Raw genomic sequence first — 17,737 nt, 5'->3', positions numbered from 1 at the left:
GCAGCCTTCTTTTTTGCTGTGTGCCAGACCAGACCCAAGCCCCACCGCCCCACCCTCCGCTCCGTGCTCGCTCCCTGCGGTCGCTGCGCGCGCAGCCACGACCTCAATCACGAATCGACATCGAACTCAGAGAGGTCGACCTCTCGGTAAACCCATTCTTCGAAAGCAGCATCAACCAGCTCTTCGAGGGAGCTGTAATCGGAATTGGTTCGAATCGTTGTGTCCACGGCCTCTGGAAGATCGTCTACATCCATCATCTCGTCAAGGTAGATCGGAAGTGCGTTCTCAAACGCCGATTGTGACTCGAACTCGGTCTGCTCACGTACGAACTCATCGGTGAACAGCACTGGCGCGCCGACGTAGTTTAGAGCAATATCGACGATATCTTGATCGGCCCACTCCTCCAGTCGGTCTCGTTCGTCCTCCTCTAGTTCTTCGGCAGCCGCTGCGAACGCATCTTGGATGTCGCTCACGAGTTGTTCCATTCCCTTCATTTCCGCCACATGGGTCGCAGACGACTGCCACTCGATGAACGCAAACGTGATTTGTGCCAAGGAGACCACCGTTAACTGGCCTGGACGGTCCAACCCTGCGTTCGACGGGCCAGCCAGTAGAAGGTCGGGCTGTTCAACGTCGGGTATATCGATGATACCGAGTCGGTCAAGCGTCCCCTTCGACCCTCCATGGACCGATTCGCTGGCTAACCGGTAATATGGCTGGTAGTGGTCCAGATCGCCAGCTTCCTGGAGGCCCCTAATCGACGGCCCGCCACCACCCTCGTATGCGTCTGCCGCCCACCCGGTTCCGTACCCGTTATCGTCGAAATCGGATCCAAACCGCTCTACCAGCTCCACTTTCCCCTCTTCGAGTGAGGCCATCGTCTCATCCGCGATCTGTTCCTCATCAAGGTCGTCTACGTGTTCTTGATACGTCTGAGCGAAGTAGTATTCCCAGAGATACCGGTAGTGCAGAAAACGCTCGGCTGTGTCGGAGCCTGCTTGCTTGATGAAGGAAGTGGTAATTGAGAGTTCGTGAAGGGATCTCCATCGGGCAAAGGCTCCATCAGCAAATCCGCCTTTGAGCAGGTGGTGGATCTCCATCGCGACCTGTACTGCCCGTGCGTGAAGTCGCGTCAGAGCGTCAAAGACGAAGTCCTGTTCCTGAGCTGCCTGGAGCCGATATTCCGAGTTGATTGCATCACCCGTTTCCTGCGACCAGATAATGAACCGTTCAAGCAGTTCCAAAGGTTCCCCCCAGCGATCTTCGATCCCGCGCTGAAATTCTGCCTTGGTTTCATAGAGCCGTCGCAATCCCTCGTCATCCTCGCGGACCTGCTGGTACATACTATCCCCAACAGCCTCAATGACCTCGCTGGTAGCTTCCGCGATCTCGTCTTCGGTGGGTTCCTCATCGAGTTCTCCTTCTTGGAGAAGTTCCAGAAGCTGGTCGTGGATTGCCTGAGAGAGTGGGTCAGTGTCGTTGGGCATACTGAGTTACTCTTTCTCGTGTTTCAGTAGAGTGGATGATGGAGCTTTGGGAGCAATTGGCGTTTATTTACCCCTCAATGGGTGAGGGGCTCGCCGTACTGGCAAGTTCCCTGAACACGGTGAGAACCATGGCAATCAGAGACATCTACGAAACTGACTTCGATGAGGACGTCCAGACGGAGTCGAGCGCTAACCTGTGTCCCGAGTGCGACGGGCGGGTCACTACCAACGCAGTCGAAACCATCTGCGAGGAGTGTGGGCTCGTCATCGACGAGCAGCGGATCGACCACGGGCCAGAGTGGCGAGGGTTCGACGAAGACGAACGGGAGCGCACGGGCGCTCCGTTGACCGCGGCACGACACGATCGAGGGTTGTCGACGGAGATCGGCCGCGGGACCGATGCGAACGGGAACGAACTCTCAGGACAGAAGCGACGGCGGCTCGCTCGGATGCGGCGTGAACAGACCCGTGGGCGGTTTCAGTCGAAAGCTGAACGCAACCTCGCACACGGGCTTAGTGAAGTCCGCCGGATCAGTAGTGCGCTCGAACTATCCGAGACGATCCGTGACCAGGCCTGCCAGCTCTTCCGCAGCGCTCAGAACGAGGAACTCCTGCAGGGCCGGTCGATTGAGGCGATGGCCGCCGCGAGTGTCTACGGAGCGTGTCGGTGTAACGGGCGACCACGAACGCTCGACGACATCACCGAGTCGGCGCGCGTCGAGCAATCGCGGGTGACGAACGCATACACGACGCTGAATACGGAACTTGGCCTGCCAGCCCAACCCGTGACGCCCAGTGCGTTCGTTCCGCGGTTGGCCTCGGAGCTCGACGTCTCCGATCAAATCCGGCAGCGGGCTCGGCAGTTGGCGGAAGCATCCGAATCGACTGGGGCAACCACCGGGGTTCGGCCGTCCGGGTTCGCTGCAGCCTGTCTGTACAAAGCCGGACGCGAAGACGGGCAATGGCTCACCCAGTCGGACGTCGCTGACGTTGCGAACGTCTCGGTGGTCACCGTGCGGACCCACCGCGACACACTGGACGAACTGGCTGTCTAACGCCCACACTGCTGATTTTCGATTGTATGTCTGTAGGCTGATTGATGTGAGAGCCATTATTTAAACCCGAAGACGAAGCATGATACGGCCAGATCACTCTATGACCGACCAGTACGCCGACTACGAAGCCCTCCGACCGCTCGGCGAAGCGACCCACGTTCCCGACGATCAACTCGCCAGTAGTAGTGGCGAGCCCCGGCGGCAACGCTCTGGTGGCGTCGACGCGGGCTATCCAGACGACCCGACAGAAGGTGAGACCGAGTGCGATTCCTGTGGAGCGTCGATCCCCGCTGGCCAGTCGAAGTGCCGGTTCTGTCTCACGAACCATCTCGAAGCAGCCGACGATCAGGACACATCGACTGCCGAACAGACTCTCCTCCATATCATCCACATAGTCGTTGAGGCGTCGACGTTCTACGGCGCCGTCGGGAAGGGATCTGCTGCGGCCACCCTCCTCGCGAAGGCAGACGATGACCCAGTAGTCGATGACTGCAAGCTAATCTATGATCTCGACGAGGAACCGGCCCCACGGCTTGTCGATCAGTGGCCCTCGCTCCCCTCGGCGACACGGGTCACGTCTGAATGTGGTAATCAGCTGCTCGCGGCTGCTCGTGAGCGGACGGCGTGGACAGAGACGACGCAGTCCTGTCACGACGGCGAGCACACGACGTTCCTCTACGACGAAACCGGGAGCGAGGTTCGCACCGAAGCTCGTCTTGCAAGCCTACGTGAGGACGCAGACAACGACCTCTGGCTGGTGCCAGCGATTGCGCTCCAGAAATCCGTTGACAAGACCGATACCGAACAGCCACGACGCGAGCGCCCAAACAGAACTCACCTCGAGTGTCGAGAGTGTGATCGGGAGACTAAGCATCGATTCCGCGAATTCGAGGCTGTCCCCGATGACGAGTGGACCGGGCAGCCAATGTGGGGCTGTCAGCGGTGCGGCACGCCACGCTACGGGCCCGAACCCGAAGCCGATCAGTAAAGACGACGTCAAATTAACCAACAATTCTGGTGTCGGCTCGGAGTTGTTGGTTAACAGAAGCCAGCTCGCGACCACCCGACGATACCACACCTGCTGACTGCCCGCCGGTGTTTTTCGGCGCCGAGAATTGGCGGAGGCGCACACATGGATCCACGAGACACCCCCGGCTATCGACTCCACCGCGCGCTCAGTAGCCTCACCAGTATCGACAGCGACCAATTGGAGCCCGCTGATCGAGAGCGAATTAGCACCGCGACGACGCTCCTCGAGCAGGTAGATTTTCTCACCCAACCGAATACGACGAGGGACGGTGACATCAACAGAGAATCCTGACAGCTCGACGCATCGGCAGCGCAACGTCATGTGGCCGTCACAGCGTGAGCAGTTGCTCGCCCCCTGAAAGGGTGCGGGGGCGCGAGACCGCTCCCGAGAACAATCCATGGCAACATTGCAAGCCGCAACGACATCGACCGGCGCGCTCGTATCGGATCCACAGGCAGTCCGCGAGCTCTGTGAGAACCACTGCTTCGGGACGCTCAACTGGGAAGTGGACGACGACGGCGAACTCGTTATCTGGGGCTACGACAGCTTCGAAGTGTACGAGGCCCGTGAGAACGGTCTTCCTGACTACGACGGTGGCATCGTCACTCACGAGTTCCTCCGGTCGCTCGCGGAGTATCTCGAACCGAACGAAGAATTCGACATCCAGACAGCCGGATTTACCAAGTGCCGGTTTCCCGTGCTGGCGAAACGGTACGTCGTTCGCGACGGCGAAGTCCTCCACGCGGACCTCAGTTCCCCCGACCCGATCGACGAGTAGCGTTGTTCGTCCCCCGGGAGGGGTGCGGGGCGATCCAGTCGTGGGTCGTCCTGCAAGGAGATTGTTCAATGGGCCACCGCGCACTCGTTGCGTACGAACGCACAGACGGACAGTACACGCTCCACTACTCTCATTGGGGTGCAGCGAATCTCAAGCTCAAGCACCGAATCTCGGCCGAAACACCGTTCGGTGGCGACGACACCGACTCGAAGTGGGCGAAACAGCTGCTGGCGGAACTGGCCGATGGCCTCGAAGCAGATGGCGTCGACGGCTACCTCGCCGGCGAGGATCGTCCGTCGTCGGTCGTCAAGCCGAAGCCCCGTGCCACCGGGCTCACCCTCGACGAGATCGTCGCGGACCACCTCGACTATCTCCACCACGAGGCGATCTTCGTGGTGTCACCCACCTTCGAGGTGACCGCCTATCGGACGCTGTGGTTCGGGCTGCAGTACGACTCGGAGACGGTCGAACAGGGAGAGACCGTCGGGAACGGCGCGCTCGCGACGGTGCGCTGGTACGACGGCAAGCCGGTCGGCGACGGCCACCTACAGGGACAGTTCGCGGCCCTCAAAGACGTCGTCGGCGACATGCTCGATAAGGGCGTCTTCACGCCGTCAACGGCGATACAGTATCTGAAACGGAAGCTCGCTGAGCGGGTCGGAGACCGACAGGAGCTGCTCATTCCGACCGGAGAATCACCCTTCGAGACAGCGAGTCTCGGCAAGCCGTAACACCAATCCCTTAGTGGATATCGGGGGACGTCTAAGTATGTCAAATCAGTCTGAAGATGACGTTCGTGTTTGGCTTGTCGAACGGACGTACTCCGATGACGAGCAGAACCTGATCATCCTCACCTACGCAACACCCGATGGAGAACAGTACTATCGGAAGGAACGCGCACTCACGTCCTTCACCGACGTCCGAGATACGACAGCAGCAGTCGATGCTGAACCCGGCAATCTTGGCATGGTCGATGACCCCGACCTCCAGGAGCAATACGCGGCCGAAGCACAGCGAATGCAGGAGGTTCACGACCCGGACGACGTGATCTGATACCCGCCAGTAGACATCGCCCCAAGCCATGGGTTATGTCGTGGCAGGCCTTAGTCGGGGTATGCGCGAACTCGTCTTCGCTCTCGAATACGAGCCCGGCTGCAACAGGGTGGCGGACGCCCTCGCAGACCACCCCGACGCTCGCGTTCGTTCACTCTCGCTGCACGCCACTGCCGACCAGCTCTGGCGAGTCGACCATGCCACCGGCACTCCGGACGCACTCGACGCCATCGAGGACGCGTTTCGCAACAGCGACTACTACGCCGACTGTCTCGCCACCGAGGACTGCGGCGCAACCCAGACCACCCGTGTCCTCGACCGCACGGACGACACGCTCATCCTCTACTCCGACTGGGAGCGGACCCCTGCCTGTGCCTCAGTCCCCCACATCGCCCGCGACCACCTCGGCGACGGTGTGCTGTTCGAGACCCGTCACGAGGGCCGCCACTACACGTGGCGGCTCATTCACTCCGACGAGGGCGATGTGGCGGCGTTCTTCGATTCCCTCGGGGTTGCCGTCGGGGAATGCGCCCAGATGGAGATGCTCCGCACCGCGGATACGACGACATCAGCTGGGGGAGGCGACGGGACACCGAGCGGCCTGCCGCCAGCACAGGAGGCCGCACTCCAGGCCGCTGTCGAACACGGCTACTACGAGTCACCCCGCGAGGTCGACGTCGGCGAACTCGCCGAGCATCTCGACGTGCCACGGTCAACACTCACCTACCGACTCCGTCGGGCGGAAGAACATTTGGCGAAGCAACATGTCGCCGGCGAGCGGGTAGCGGAAGAACGGCTGGCATCGCACTGAGGGCCGCAGTTGGAATATTCCAACAAAGACATATGGAACTCCCACTCCTACCGTGAGGTAATGACAGAGAATCCGGACGCAGCAGGAGGAACGAGCGGCGGCGGACAGCGACGTGAGCTGACCGCCCGCCTCGCCGTTCCCGAGATGGACTGTCCCTCTTGCGCCCAAAAGGTGAACAAGAGCCTCCAGCGTGTCGACGGCATTACTGACGTCACGCTCCAGCCGACCACCGGCACGGCCAACGTCACGTACGACCCTGATCGGACTAGCGAAGCCGACGTAGTCAAGGCGATTGAAGGCGCCGGCTACGAGGTCGTCGGGGGCTCGGACGCCGAGGGCGATGATGAGGACAACCAGGCGGCCGATGGCGTCGACATCGCGCCACCATCGGAGGTCTGGACGAGTCCTCGCGCGAAGAAGACGTGGCTCGGCGCGGCGTTCGTCACGCTCGGCCTCCTCTTTGAGTTCCTCCTCACCGGACAGAACGCCACGGTGGCGAGCGTCCTCGAGTACCCGCTCCACATCGCAGATGTCCTGTTCCTCGGCGCCGTCGCCGCCAGCGGCATCCCCGTCGTCCGTAGCGGGTACTACTCCGCGAAGAACCGAAGCCTCGACATCGACCTGCTGATGGGAACGGCGATCATCGCGGCGACCGGTATCGGCTACTTCGTCGAGGCGGCGACGCTGGCCGTCCTATTCAGCATCGCCGAGCTGCTCGAGGACTACGCGATGGACAGGGCACGGGACTCCCTGCGCGAGCTGATGGAACTCTCGCCCGACGAGGCGACCGTCCTTCGCGACGGTGAGGAAGTGACCGTTCCCGCCGAGGAGGTCGACGTTGGCGAGACCGTCGTCGTCCGCCCCGGCGACAAGATTCCGCTCGACGGAACGGTTATCGAAGGCGGGAGTGCAGTCGACCAGTCGCCGATCACGGGCGAGAGCGTCCCCGTCGACAAGCAGACGGGCGATGAGGTCTACGCCGGCGCGATCAACGAAGAGGGGTACCTCGAGGTAGAGGTCACCTCAACCGCTGGCGATTCGACGCTCTCGCGCATCATCGAGATGGTCCAGGGCGCACAGGCGAAGAAGACCGAGTCTGAGCAGTTCGTCGACCGCTTCTCCGGCTACTACACACCCCTCGTCGTCGTGCTGGCAATCCTGACCGCCGCAATCCCGCCGCTGGTCATCGCCGACCCCATCTCGGTCGACCTGGCCGGGTACGGGTTCACCTTCGCGAGCGACTGGCAGACGTGGTTCATCCGGGGGCTCACCCTGCTGGTGATCGCCTGTCCCTGTGCGTTCGTCATCTCGACGCCCGTCTCGGTGGTGTCGGGAATTACGAGCGCCGCGAAGAACGGCGTCCTGATCAAGGGCGGCAACTACCTCGAGGCGATGGGCGAAGTCGATGCCGTCGCGCTCGACAAGACGGGGACGCTCACGAAGGGCGAACTCGCCGTCACCGATGTCGTCCCGGTCGGTGACACCACGGAGGACGATCTGCTCCGTCGCGCCGCCGGGCTGGAGCGGCGCAGTGAGCACCCCATCGCTGCGGCGATTCTCGCCCGTGCTGAGGAGGCGGGCGTGGGCGACCTGCCCGACCCGAGTGGCTTCGAGAGCCTCACGGGGAAGGGCATCCGGGGCGAGATCGACGGCAAGACGTACTATGCGGGCAAGCCCGCGCTCTTCGAGGAGCTGGGCTTCGACCTCGCTCGAGCACGCCGCGAGACGGACGGCGGCGTCGTAGCGGAAGAGTCGTCAGAGTCCGACGACGGGGCGTTTGCCGAGAATGCACTCTCCGCGCTGGAGCGGGAGGGCAAGACGGTCGTCATCGTCGGGACGGAGTCGGAACTGCTGGGTGCGATCGCCATCGCCGACGAGGTTCGCCCGGCCTCGAAGCGGGCTGTCGAACGCCTGCACGAGCTGGGCGTCGAGCGCGTGGTGATGCTGACCGGCGACAACGAGGGCACCGCCCGCGCCATCGCCGAGCAGGTCGGTGTCGATGAGTATCGCGCCGAACTCCTGCCCGACGAGAAGGTCGACGCAGTCGAAGAGTTACAGGCGGAGTACGGGGAGGTTGCGATGGTCGGCGACGGCATCAATGACGCCCCCGCGCTCGCCACTGCGGAGGTCGGCATCGCGATGGGCGCGGCGGGCACCGACACCGCCCTCGAAACGGCTGATATTGCGTTGATGGGCGACGACATCGGGAAACTCCCGTACCTGTACGATCTGTCGCATACGGCCAACGGTGTGATCCGGCAAAACATCTGGGCCAGCCTCGGCGTGAAGCTCCTACTCGCGCTAGGCGTGCCGCTGGGCCTGGTCAGCGTTGCGCTGGCAGTCGTTGTCGGAGATATGGGGATGAGCCTCGGCGTCACCGGGAACGCGATGCGGTTGTCCCGGATTGAGCCCGATCGAATCATCGACGCCTGATTCTGCGGCGGGAAGTGCGGGCAGGACGCTCTTTTTTCGGGACTTACCTCCGCTACATCGAGACAAGTTGTGGTTTGTCTGGGGCAGAAAGGACTGAGCCCCACCGTGGGCTCGTGATTTGATGCCCGAGAATCCAGACGACGATCCATTCCACGATTGCGAGTTAGGTCCTGACGCAGTCCTCGGGACGCGCACCTTCCACGATGTCCTGTTCACCGACGACACGGAGACGCCGATGAACGTGGTAACCGGTGAGACGCCCGCCCATTCGCAGGCGACCGTCAAGGAGGCAAAGGAGTTCGCTGCGAGTGTTGACACCGACACGCCACAGATCGCACTTCCGGCGTCAGTCGAAACGCAAATCGAGACGCAGAGTAAGCCCTACACGTCGGCTGCGTTCTTCCACTTCAAGGCGACAGGCTCGCTCGAACGCCACCGCGCCTACCACGCCGCCTACGAGGCGGACGCGTTCGCGGTCGACTTCGAGGCCGACTACGCGTCGGGCGATCTAACCATCACAGTCGACCGAGCGAACGAGTCCTAAAAATCGACCGCTAGATCAGGTTTTTCGAGCGCCGGCGATGGGTGCCGGCGCAGCTGGAGCGAGCGAGCAATCACTCCCGGTGCGTCGGCGTTTCGAGGTGTTCGAGATGCACATGGTAATTTACGCTCTGGTAGAAGAATCGACCCACGACGACGCACAGGCCACCGGAAATTCGGTGTTCGACCGCCTGGTCGGCGCGGACCCACACGCCAGCGCCGTCTTCGATTACTATGTGACCTTCGACGAGGAGGACACGTCCGTTGCGGGGAAGGCACGTTGGGGGGAGTTGCCGACGGCAGCCCCCGTCGACTCCGACGACGGCCAGGACCTGCTCGAGCGTGGCTGGGAGGCGACGAAGGAGGAATTCGAGCGTAATCTCGACCGGGTGAAGGAGGCCATCGACGAGCTCTCCGACGAGGAGATCATGCGCGACGAGGACCTCGCCCGACACGCCTTCCACCAGGTCGGTGCGTACGACGGCCCGACGATCTTCCTGTACACCGAACACGGAACCGGCATTCGTCACCGTGGACAGCTGGATCGACTCCTCGAGGAGAGTGAGGAGCTCTGGATCGTACCCGCTGACGTCCACTTCTGAATAATGCCCAGGATCACCAACTGGCGACGCGAGAGCCGCTCGCCGACGCTTGCGTATCGGAACGCCGAGACCGGTGCGCGAGCCGTCCTGCATCGAGCCCCGGATTCCTACCGGTACAAGTGGCGCGGGGTGATTCTCGTCGACGGCTACCCGGTGTGGTCGCGGGGATACGAGACGAAGGACGCGACGTCGTTCCGTGACGAACTCCGGGAGCGGCCGGCCCCGGACCTCAGCTGCCTGGAGTGTCCGAACAACGACGTTCGCGTCGGCGAGAAGGCAGCAGACGGGGCGAAAATCCAGCGATGGTACGACTGCCCCGACTGTGGGTACGAAGCCCCCTCACGCATCGTCTACGGCGCCGAACGATGAGAATGGGTCTTATTTAGACGCTTGAGAGAGCATTCTGTTCCGGTGAACTGACCAACAACAAAGCCAAAACCGAGCAGTGCGGTACGCTCCGAGCAGAACGTGGTTTGGTCAGTTCCGTGAACTCGTGCTGAAAGAAGCCGTGAGAAATATCGAGCTTGCCTGCTAACTTCGGTCAATTTACTGCACTGGCCGATTCATCGTTCACCTGGGTTAATTATGGCGAAGCGGCGAAGGATTCGTGGGTTTGTATATTTTCGTCAGGAACACGTGCGACGGTCGTGATAGCTCTCGGACTTCGAGATGAAGCTTGCTGGATGTAGTGGTGGAAGTCAACAAACCCTGCCTCGGTGAACATATAGTCGGCTTCGTCCTTGTCATAGAACAGCATAATGGCGTCGGCAGCGCGTTGAAGGATTGGGTTGGAGGGGTAATCTGGACCGACAATGAGTATTTGACCGCCTGGTTTGGCAACACGACGAATCTCTTTGAGACCCTGAATTGGGTTTGGCCAGTATTCGATAGATCCGGAAGACCAGACAATATCGAAGGTGTTGTCCGTGAAGGGGAGGCGTTCGGCGTCACCCATATGGAAGGTTACCTGACCTTGCTTGCCGAACTTCTCAAAAGCGTTCTCCATCTGATGGATGCTCTGGTCGAGAGCATGAACATTGTCAGCGTATTCTAATAATCCTGCAGTTCCGAATCCAGTCCCGCATCCCACGTCAAGAACTCTATCATTGGCGCCAAACTCCAGCCATTCCAACGCTTCCGACCGCATCTCTTCAGTCCAATTTATCCGGTTGACTTGGTCGTATACCTTTGAAAGGTACTTGTAAAAGAACTGAGCGTTAGATTTGTCTTCAAGAATCCCCATTTCGGCCAAGTTGTATCGGCCGTCTAATAACAATACTGATTCGGCGAGTTGTGTTTCAGCCGTAAGCGTACCCCGGATTTCAGTTTGTCTTGCTCTCTGTACACTGCGTATGTAGGCTGTAACGTGGACAACGATAAGTCCGAGCGTCCCGAGGGTACGAACTACCTCGAACACTCACAGATTAACTGACCGCGTGGTTCGTAACGTCTCTGGCGAAAGAAACCCCCAGTCTCGTCCCGCGTCTAAACAAGGCCCTGAGGATGGACGCGTACCTGCGGTGAAGTCTGTTTTCGGGCCGAGAAGGGTGGCCCGTCCCGATCAGGCCAGATCCACAGATGAGTCTGGAAGTCATTGACCGTTACAGTGAGGCACTGATCGAGTTCCTCTGGTGTCCGGTCTGCGGGCACGAGGTATTCAGTCATATTCCCTTCGAAGGTGTGTTCTGCAAGAACTGCAACACACAGGTCGAACTCCAAGAATCCCGAGAGACACGCGGCTACGAGGAGGCCGTCCTCGCCTGCTTCGACACCCACTCAACGTGGAACCTCCACGTCGACGAGAAGCTCCGTCGCGACCTCCCCGATGGGTCGGCGCGCGTGAAGGTCCTCGGCGCACCGGGTGCCTACGAGGTCGATTGGTGGAGTCCGAAGCCAAATGAGGACTGGGAGCCGGTCGAACGTGGCGAATTCGACGATGTGGAGGAACCAGATGAGGTGTCACATCTGGCTTAGCGATGTTCGCTCCCCATTCAGATAGTAACTCAACAGATCATTGGAGACTGCGCTCGCAGATCGCATTGACGAATCGTTGTTGAATCGGTTGTCGTCAACCTAAATCAGCAAACGTATTTATAGGTATGGTTCTTACAGTAGACACAGATGCTCACTAAGGCTGGACTCGCCGTCATCGACGCGTTGAGCACCGGCCGGGAAGCCACAGCAGCTGATCTCGCGATGGAAACCGAATATTCGCAGACTCATCTCTACGACGTACTCGACAAGCTACTCGAATCGGGGTTGCTCGCCGAACACCGTGGGGCAAACAACCAGCGGGAGGTCTCCCTCACAGACCACCCAGTCGTCGAAGCGTACCGGGCCCTTCGATCCGAACTTGGACACGTCGAATGGCCCGACCTTCTCTCGCCGGCTACACTCCGGGTATGCTGGTATCTCGACGAGCCCCGACGTGTGTCTGAGATTGCTGAGCGACTCAAGATTACTCGGCAAGGCGCCCACAAGGCGCTGTCACCGCTCAAACATCGCTCGATGCTATCCCCCTCCGGCCCGGAGTACGCGTTGAGTGAGGACCTCTCGCCGCTGCTGACGTTCGCTCGTGCAGTCGTCCGGCACGAGCACCGGTCGCGCGTCCGAAGACTTGCACCGAGTGCGACCGTCGAATGGTGTGATCCGAAGCGAGCACTCGTCCGCGTGCAGACAGCCGAGGATACGGAGGCACTCAAGGGCGCCACCGACTGGCAACTGACCGGGCTTGCTCGGTTTGCCGAGTACGGCCTGCAATTTTTCCTCGCTGGCGAACCCGCGTTCTGGTATGCTCCAGACATGGAACCCACACCTGCCGACGTAGTGTGCCACACGCTCGTCCTCGATAGCGGGTCCCGCCGCGTCAGTTATGCAATGCTCCTGATCGAGACATCGGACATCGGCCAAGAGACGCTGACAAGGACTTCGCAGTGGTATGGTCTAGAGTCTACGGTGACTGCGATGTATCGGTCACTCCAAGGAGAGTTCGACATCGCTGAGGACCTTCCTGTCGTCCTCCCAAGTGAAGCAGAATTCAGGGCACTCAAAGAGCAGTACGGAGTCGCATGACTGTATTTAGTGGTAGCGAGGCAATCAGGGTGTTTCTCGAAGAGTTCGACAGCTGGCTGTCAGAGTCCGTAACTGTGTATCTCCTTGGGGGATCGGCGATGACAGTTCACGGGTTGAAAGACCAGACGGAGGATATCGACCTCGCGCTTGGTGTGGTCTCAGAGTTCGAACACGTCTATCAGACGCTCACATCCAAGGGATTCTCAGTGGTCGGCGAGCCAACAGAGTCGTTTGAGGGCGTCGGGAAAACCGTCGAACTGCATCACGCAGAGCGTGGACTCCAGATTGACCTCTTCGAACGGCAGGTCGTCGGGAAAGTGTGGATCACCGACCGAATGCACGACCGGGCTGAAGAGTTCTGGACCGGCCGTCACGCAACAGCACACATTCTCTCCGATGAGGATATGTTTCTGCTAAAAGCGGTCTCCGGCGGAGATCTGGGGAGTGGCCGACGCCGCGACATCGAAGATATGCGAACGTATGCCCAGCGTGGGTTAGACTATGAGGTGATTCTGACGGAGATTGACGATCAGCGACCGTTCAATACTGGCTCCACTGAAGCACGACAGATCCGTGACCGCTCCCACCCGCTATTCGCAATCGAAATAGCGGTGAACTCATTGTCCGGGCTCCCGGATGCGTTCATCGACCGCATCGAAACGTTCGCGACAGCATTCGAGATCGAGTACACCATATTGAAAGCTGTTGACGAGGGCATCAACGGCGTCGAAGCAATTCAAGAGCGGGCGCTTTCGAATGTGCGGGCGCTTTCTGGCGATCAAGAGGACGCCGTCAATGACGCGATTGAGCGACTGGTCACGAAGGATATTCTCGAGTATGATGGTGAAACGGTTCGACTTCGGTGACGCAACAATTCCATGAGAGGGGTGCGGCCGCGGCACCGGCAAGGCTGAGGTTACATCTGAATCCTCTGTAACCAGTCCGTCACTTCCGTCCTGACTTCCTCTCTCCGATCGTCTTGGATTGCCAAGTACACACCATCTCTCTCCAACCCACCCCGAGTAGAGAAGCCCTCCCGTACGTCGGCATCGGGACAGCGATCTTCGATCGTTTGAAAGCTACTCCCGACGCCATACCCACCATTCGTATTGAAGGGGACCACAGTTTTCCCGCCTAAATCGTGTTCATTCAGAAAGGTCTTCATCGGCGGTGGCAACTGCATATCCCACGTCGGGGCACCGAAAAACACGGTGTCATACGCCTCGATATCCTCCACGTTGCATGAGAGGCGGTGTATAGCCCTCTTCGTTTTCTTGGTCTACCTGTGAGACGAGCGTGTCGTAATCGACGGGGTACGGGTCTGCCGGCAACACTTCGAACAGCTCTCCACCCACTTCTTGCTGAATGATTTCACCGACAGCCTGGGTGTTTTCCGTACGAGAGAAAAACACGATCAACACGCCGGTCTCATCCGCAGTCTGGGAGGGGGTATTCTGCTCTTCCGTCTCGGACCCGCTCGGGTCTATGCATCCCGCAAGGAATCCACCTCCTGCCACTGCAGCTGCCCCTAGCAGTTTTCGCCGACTCGTTCTATCGATCTCTGAATCGTTCGAAGTACGTAGGGTATTCTCTCTCATTATGGAGTGACTGAGTCCTCAGATTACTGAGGCGCTAGTTGGCTTCCGACCCAGGGACAGGAGTGCCGGCAATCGGCAGGGGCTCGTACGGTTCTTCCAAGTACTCTAGCTCTGAATCCGTCAGGTCGATATCGAGTGCTTCGACGGCTTGTTCGAGATGTTCGACGCTCGTGGTGCCGACGATCGGCGCATCAACGACGTCCTGGTGGAGTAACCACGCCAGCGAGAGCTGTGCCATCGTCACCCCCTTCTCCGCAGCGAGTTCCTCAACTCGCTCGTTGACGGCCGGTCCGCCGCCCATCCGGTATTCCTCGTGCGTCTCAGTGAGCTCTTCGCCGCGGGTCGTCGCCGTCATCTCTTCGTGGGGGCGGGTGAGGTATCCTTGTGCGAGCGGACTCCACGGGATGACGCCGATGTCTTCTTTCTCGCAGAAGGGGAACATCTCCCGCTCGCCTTCGCGGTAGACGAGGTTGTAGTGGTCCTGCATCGTCACGAACTGTTCAAGATCTAGGTGCTCGCTGGTGTACAGTGCCTCGGCGAACTGGTGAGTCCACATCGACGACGCGCCGATGTATCGAACCTTCCCGCGTCGAACTGCGTCATCAAGGGTACGCAGCGTTTGCTCGATGGGTGTCTCGTAGTCCCACCGGTGGATCTGGTAGAGGTCAACGGTATCCATCCCCAGTCGGTCTAGCGAATTCTCCAGTTCCTGTTCGACAGTCTTCCGGGAGAGTCCCGACGCGTTCGGGTGTGGTTCGTCCGCATCGGAGAAGAGGTTCGTGGGGAAGTAGCATTTCGTGGCGACGACGTGTTCGTCGCGGTCGTACTCTCCGAGAACATTCCCAATGATCTCCTCGGACTCTCCATTTGAGTACGCGTTGGCCGTGTCGAAGAAGTTGATACCGAGGTCAATCGCGCGTTCGATAATTTCGCGCGAGCCCTCCTCGTCGAGCGTCCAGTCGTGGAAGTCGCTCACGCCAAAACTCATCCCGCCGAGACAGATGCGGCTGACCTCCATTCCGGTCGAACCGAGAGTCGTGTATTCCATGGTTATGGTTCTTCGAGGGCAGTTACTTCAGATCCGTCCGGTTCAGCCATGAAGGCGAGGTGGCTGAACGGCGAATCGGCATTCCGTGTGTTCCCGTGCCAGTGCTCTTCATCAGGCTCGAAGACGATCAGGTCGCCCTCCGAGACCTCACGTTCTCCGTTGCGGGTCGCGACGATTCCTTCGCCTTCAGTGACGTACAACACCTGTACGCCAGCATGCGTGTGGAATTTGGTTCGTTCTCCCGGTCGGAACGTAACTTCCACCGAGCGGACGGTGTTCCCGTCGAACTCGCTCGAAACACCATCCGAAACGAGCGCCGTCGTCACTTGGGCCGGGTGATCGGATTCTTCTCTATTAGCGGCCGGAACGTTTGTCACATCCATGTTTTGTACGTTTGCGAATTGCGGGTTTGATATCCAAGACTTCGATGCTATCTGGAAACCGTATTTAACTCCCGTCGTCTCTGAAGTGGCGAAGGGGATACCGAAGATCGCGTCTGAGAGACGGATAGGTCACGTAGGGAGAGCGCTCAGATCAGCTCACGTGTCCCGTTCAGCCTCCCCCAACCACTTCACCATCTCCGGGTCTCGGTGGTCGAAGAACTGGCTTTCTCCTTCGTCTAGTTCCGAAATCGTCTCCATTTCCTCCGTGGTGAGTTCGAAGTCGAAGACATCGAAATTCTCGGCGATCCGGTCGGCGTGAACCGACTTCGGAATGGCGACGATTTCGCGCTGGATGAGCCATCGAAGCACTACCTGTGCAGCGGATTTGCCGTGGCGGTCTCCGATCGTGGTCAACACGTCGTGTTCGAAGATGTTGTTCTGGCCTTCGGCGAACGGCCCCCACGACTCGTGTTGGATGTCCTGTTCCTCGAGGAATGCTGCATCCTCGGTTCGCTGGTAGAAGGGATGCGTCTCGATCTGATTGACGGCTGGGACGACATCGTTGTGGACCATGAGGTCCATCACCCGGTCGGGGTGGAAGTTGCTGACTCCAATGGCCCTGATCTTGCCGTCCTCGTAGAGGTCTTCCATAGCCTGCCACGAACAGTGGACGTCGCCGTAGGGCTGATGAATCAGAAACAGGTCGAGGTAGTCGAGGCCCAGTCGGTCCAACGATCGCTCGAACGCGTCCAACGTAGCCTCGTAGCCGGTGTCCTGCACCCAGAGTTTTGACGTAACGAACACCTCGTCTCGCGGCACGTCGCTCTTCTCGATTGCCCGCCCGACCGCCTCCTCGTTCTCATACGACGCCGCAGTATCGATGAGTCGATACCCTGTTTCGAGGGCTTCCGAAACACTTCGTTCGCACTCGTCGAGGTCCTCGATTTGATACGTGCCGAATCCGAGAATCGGCATCTCTACACCGTTGTTGAGTTCAGCTGTCTTCATAGTAGGTCTCTGTCTACAAAATCAGAGGGACTACGGCCAGATAGCGACGGTGCTAATTGGAAACCGTGTTTAAGTGCTCCTGTGTTTGGAGTGCCGAAGAGAGTAGCTGACGCTCACCCCGCCTGAGGAGTCTCGAGAGCGAGGGTTGGGAGATGCCGAGTTCCGTAGCGAGCTCCTCAGTCGAGGTCTGTCGTGGGCTCTCGTAGTAGCCACGAGAGAGTGCGAGTGTCAGCGCCTCGTATTGCCGTTCAGTCAACCCAAACGGGATAGCATCGTCCGATGCAGCGGAAGTGGAGGTCATCGAGATGAGGTCGAGCGAGATCCCGTAGTTCTCACAGCGGGTCCGGGACTCCATGAACGCATCACGGTCCTTGTACACTTTCCTTTCGTACCATCCGTCCGGTGTGACGACGGTCGGCTCGAGTTTGGCCGCTACGGAACTGCCACCACTGAATACTTCCGAGATCGCGTCGGCGAGGTCTATCGTAAGGTTGTGGACGGTTTGCTCGCCCGCGTAGCCGATCGTTGTCGCCTCTTGGACTTCGTCCAGCGATTCCAAGTCGGCTTCTGAAACGTTGACATCGGAATCGATTTTGACGATGAACATCCGGGCGTCCTGTTCGAAACAGAGCCCATGGACGCACTCAATTTGGTCCGGTGGGAGTCTCTCAGTGATACTGACCAGCGGGAGAGACGGTGAACTGAGGGAAAACTCAGTCGTAATTGTCATACATAGGAGCCTGTCATAGAAAGCGTCACGTACGAAGCAGCAGGGTGCGCGAAGTGTGTCCAACACAAGCGCAACCCTGCACGATGTAGCTTCGGTAGACGACTTCTTG

Annotated in this window: 22 protein-coding genes; 14 read left to right on the top strand and 8 right to left on the bottom strand. The window is 59.6% G+C overall.

What is annotated here, in order from left to right; translation table 11 throughout:
• Nucleotides 1-107 precede the first annotated feature (107 nt).
• A complete protein-coding gene (locus tag N5098_RS15740) occupies nucleotides 108-1,487 on the bottom strand; it encodes a DUF5677 domain-containing protein (RefSeq protein WP_267638807.1) in 1,380 nt (459 codons plus the stop codon).
• A 128-nt stretch (nucleotides 1,488-1,615) separates the two neighbouring features.
• On the opposite strand from N5098_RS15740, the gene N5098_RS15735 reads away from it, so the two are divergent.
• From N5098_RS15735 to N5098_RS15685, 11 genes are all read left to right on the top strand, one after another.
• Complete coding sequence (locus tag N5098_RS15735; RefSeq protein ID WP_267638818.1) at nucleotides 1,616-2,542, top strand: transcription initiation factor IIB; 927 nt, start codon at nucleotides 1,616-1,618, stop codon at nucleotides 2,540-2,542.
• A 100-nt stretch (nucleotides 2,543-2,642) separates the two neighbouring features.
• Nucleotides 2,643-3,530 (top strand): biosurfactant protein 1, encoded by an 888-nt coding sequence (locus N5098_RS15730; protein ID WP_096396480.1) that lies wholly within the window; start codon nucleotides 2,643-2,645, stop codon nucleotides 3,528-3,530.
• A gap of 144 nt (nucleotides 3,531-3,674) precedes the next feature.
• A complete protein-coding gene (locus N5098_RS15725; protein WP_096396460.1) occupies nucleotides 3,675-3,863 on the top strand; it encodes a DUF8012 family protein in 189 nt (62 codons plus the stop codon).
• A 106-nt stretch (nucleotides 3,864-3,969) separates the two neighbouring features.
• Nucleotides 3,970-4,350, top strand: coding sequence for a hypothetical protein (locus N5098_RS15720; protein ID WP_006183452.1), 381 nt, complete (start codon nucleotides 3,970-3,972; stop codon nucleotides 4,348-4,350).
• A 68-nt stretch (nucleotides 4,351-4,418) separates the two neighbouring features.
• Entirely contained in the window at nucleotides 4,419-5,081 is a 663-nt protein-coding gene (locus N5098_RS15715) for a DUF6735 family protein (RefSeq protein ID WP_006183451.1), read from the top strand.
• Between the two features lie 37 nt (nucleotides 5,082-5,118).
• Entirely contained in the window at nucleotides 5,119-5,403 is a 285-nt protein-coding gene (locus N5098_RS15710; protein ID WP_006183450.1) for a DUF7967 family protein, read from the top strand.
• A 61-nt stretch (nucleotides 5,404-5,464) separates the two neighbouring features.
• Complete coding sequence (locus tag N5098_RS15705) at nucleotides 5,465-6,214, top strand: helix-turn-helix domain-containing protein (protein ID WP_006183449.1); 750 nt, start codon at nucleotides 5,465-5,467, stop codon at nucleotides 6,212-6,214.
• A 60-nt stretch (nucleotides 6,215-6,274) separates the two neighbouring features.
• On the top strand, nucleotides 6,275-8,647 hold the full coding sequence (locus N5098_RS15700) for a heavy metal translocating P-type ATPase (RefSeq protein ID WP_267638806.1): 2,373 nt from the start codon (nucleotides 6,275-6,277) through the stop codon (nucleotides 8,645-8,647).
• A 121-nt stretch (nucleotides 8,648-8,768) separates the two neighbouring features.
• A complete protein-coding gene (locus N5098_RS15695; RefSeq protein ID WP_020221063.1) occupies nucleotides 8,769-9,191 on the top strand; it encodes a DUF8025 family protein in 423 nt (140 codons plus the stop codon).
• A 106-nt stretch (nucleotides 9,192-9,297) separates the two neighbouring features.
• Nucleotides 9,298-9,789, top strand: a complete 492-nt coding sequence (locus N5098_RS15690) for a DUF7995 family protein (protein ID WP_044957261.1) — start codon at nucleotides 9,298-9,300, stop codon at nucleotides 9,787-9,789.
• Between the two features lie 3 nt (nucleotides 9,790-9,792).
• Complete coding sequence (locus N5098_RS15685; RefSeq protein ID WP_020221065.1) at nucleotides 9,793-10,158, top strand: DUF7568 family protein; 366 nt, start codon at nucleotides 9,793-9,795, stop codon at nucleotides 10,156-10,158.
• Nucleotides 10,159-10,372: 214 nt separating this feature from the next.
• Here N5098_RS15685 and N5098_RS15680 read toward each other — a convergent pair whose 3' ends face one another.
• Nucleotides 10,373-11,032 (bottom strand): methyltransferase domain-containing protein, encoded by a 660-nt coding sequence (locus N5098_RS15680; protein WP_115864158.1) that lies wholly within the window; start codon nucleotides 11,030-11,032, stop codon nucleotides 10,373-10,375.
• A 335-nt stretch (nucleotides 11,033-11,367) separates the two neighbouring features.
• On the opposite strand from N5098_RS15680, the gene N5098_RS15675 reads away from it, so the two are divergent.
• The 3 genes from N5098_RS15675 to N5098_RS15665 all read left to right on the top strand — a co-directional run bounded on the left by N5098_RS15675 (nucleotide 11,368) and on the right by N5098_RS15665 (nucleotide 13,727).
• On the top strand, nucleotides 11,368-11,763 hold the full coding sequence (locus N5098_RS15675) for a DUF7567 family protein (RefSeq protein WP_267638805.1): 396 nt from the start codon (nucleotides 11,368-11,370) through the stop codon (nucleotides 11,761-11,763).
• A gap of 147 nt (nucleotides 11,764-11,910) precedes the next feature.
• Nucleotides 11,911-12,861 carry a helix-turn-helix domain-containing protein gene (locus N5098_RS15670; RefSeq protein ID WP_267638804.1) on the top strand — a complete coding sequence of 317 codons (951 nt, stop codon included), beginning with the start codon at nucleotides 11,911-11,913 and terminating at the stop codon, nucleotides 12,859-12,861.
• Complete coding sequence (locus N5098_RS15665; RefSeq protein ID WP_267638803.1) at nucleotides 12,858-13,727, top strand: hypothetical protein; 870 nt, start codon at nucleotides 12,858-12,860, stop codon at nucleotides 13,725-13,727. The genes N5098_RS15670 and N5098_RS15665 overlap by 4 nt, the downstream gene beginning before the upstream one ends.
• A gap of 50 nt (nucleotides 13,728-13,777) precedes the next feature.
• Here the strand turns inward: N5098_RS15665 and N5098_RS15660 are convergent, their stop codons facing one another.
• From N5098_RS15660 to N5098_RS15635, 6 genes are all read right to left on the bottom strand, one after another.
• Complete coding sequence (locus N5098_RS15660; RefSeq protein WP_267638802.1) at nucleotides 13,778-14,098, bottom strand: flavodoxin family protein; 321 nt, start codon at nucleotides 14,096-14,098, stop codon at nucleotides 13,778-13,780.
• A complete protein-coding gene (locus N5098_RS15655) occupies nucleotides 14,076-14,459 on the bottom strand; it encodes a flavodoxin family protein (RefSeq protein WP_267638801.1) in 384 nt (127 codons plus the stop codon). Before N5098_RS15655 ends, N5098_RS15660 begins: the two co-directional genes overlap by 23 nt.
• Before the next feature lie 34 nt (nucleotides 14,460-14,493).
• A complete protein-coding gene (locus N5098_RS15650; protein WP_267638800.1) occupies nucleotides 14,494-15,507 on the bottom strand; it encodes an aldo/keto reductase in 1,014 nt (337 codons plus the stop codon).
• Between the two features lie 2 nt (nucleotides 15,508-15,509).
• Nucleotides 15,510-15,890 (bottom strand): cupin domain-containing protein, encoded by a 381-nt coding sequence (locus tag N5098_RS15645; protein WP_211313650.1) that lies wholly within the window; start codon nucleotides 15,888-15,890, stop codon nucleotides 15,510-15,512.
• A gap of 156 nt (nucleotides 15,891-16,046) precedes the next feature.
• Nucleotides 16,047-16,898: an aldo/keto reductase gene (locus N5098_RS15640; RefSeq protein WP_267638799.1), complete on the bottom strand. Its 852-nt coding sequence runs from the start codon at nucleotides 16,896-16,898 to the stop codon at nucleotides 16,047-16,049.
• A 52-nt stretch (nucleotides 16,899-16,950) separates the two neighbouring features.
• Nucleotides 16,951-17,628, bottom strand: a complete 678-nt coding sequence (locus N5098_RS15635; protein ID WP_267638798.1) for a helix-turn-helix domain-containing protein — start codon at nucleotides 17,626-17,628, stop codon at nucleotides 16,951-16,953.
• Nucleotides 17,629-17,737 lie beyond the last annotated feature (109 nt).

Source organism: Halovenus rubra (genome assembly GCF_026586665.1).
Classification (GTDB): Archaea; Halobacteriota; Halobacteria; order Halobacteriales; family Haloarculaceae; genus Halovenus; species Halovenus rubra.
This window is presented reverse-complemented; position numbering and strand designations above follow the sequence as displayed.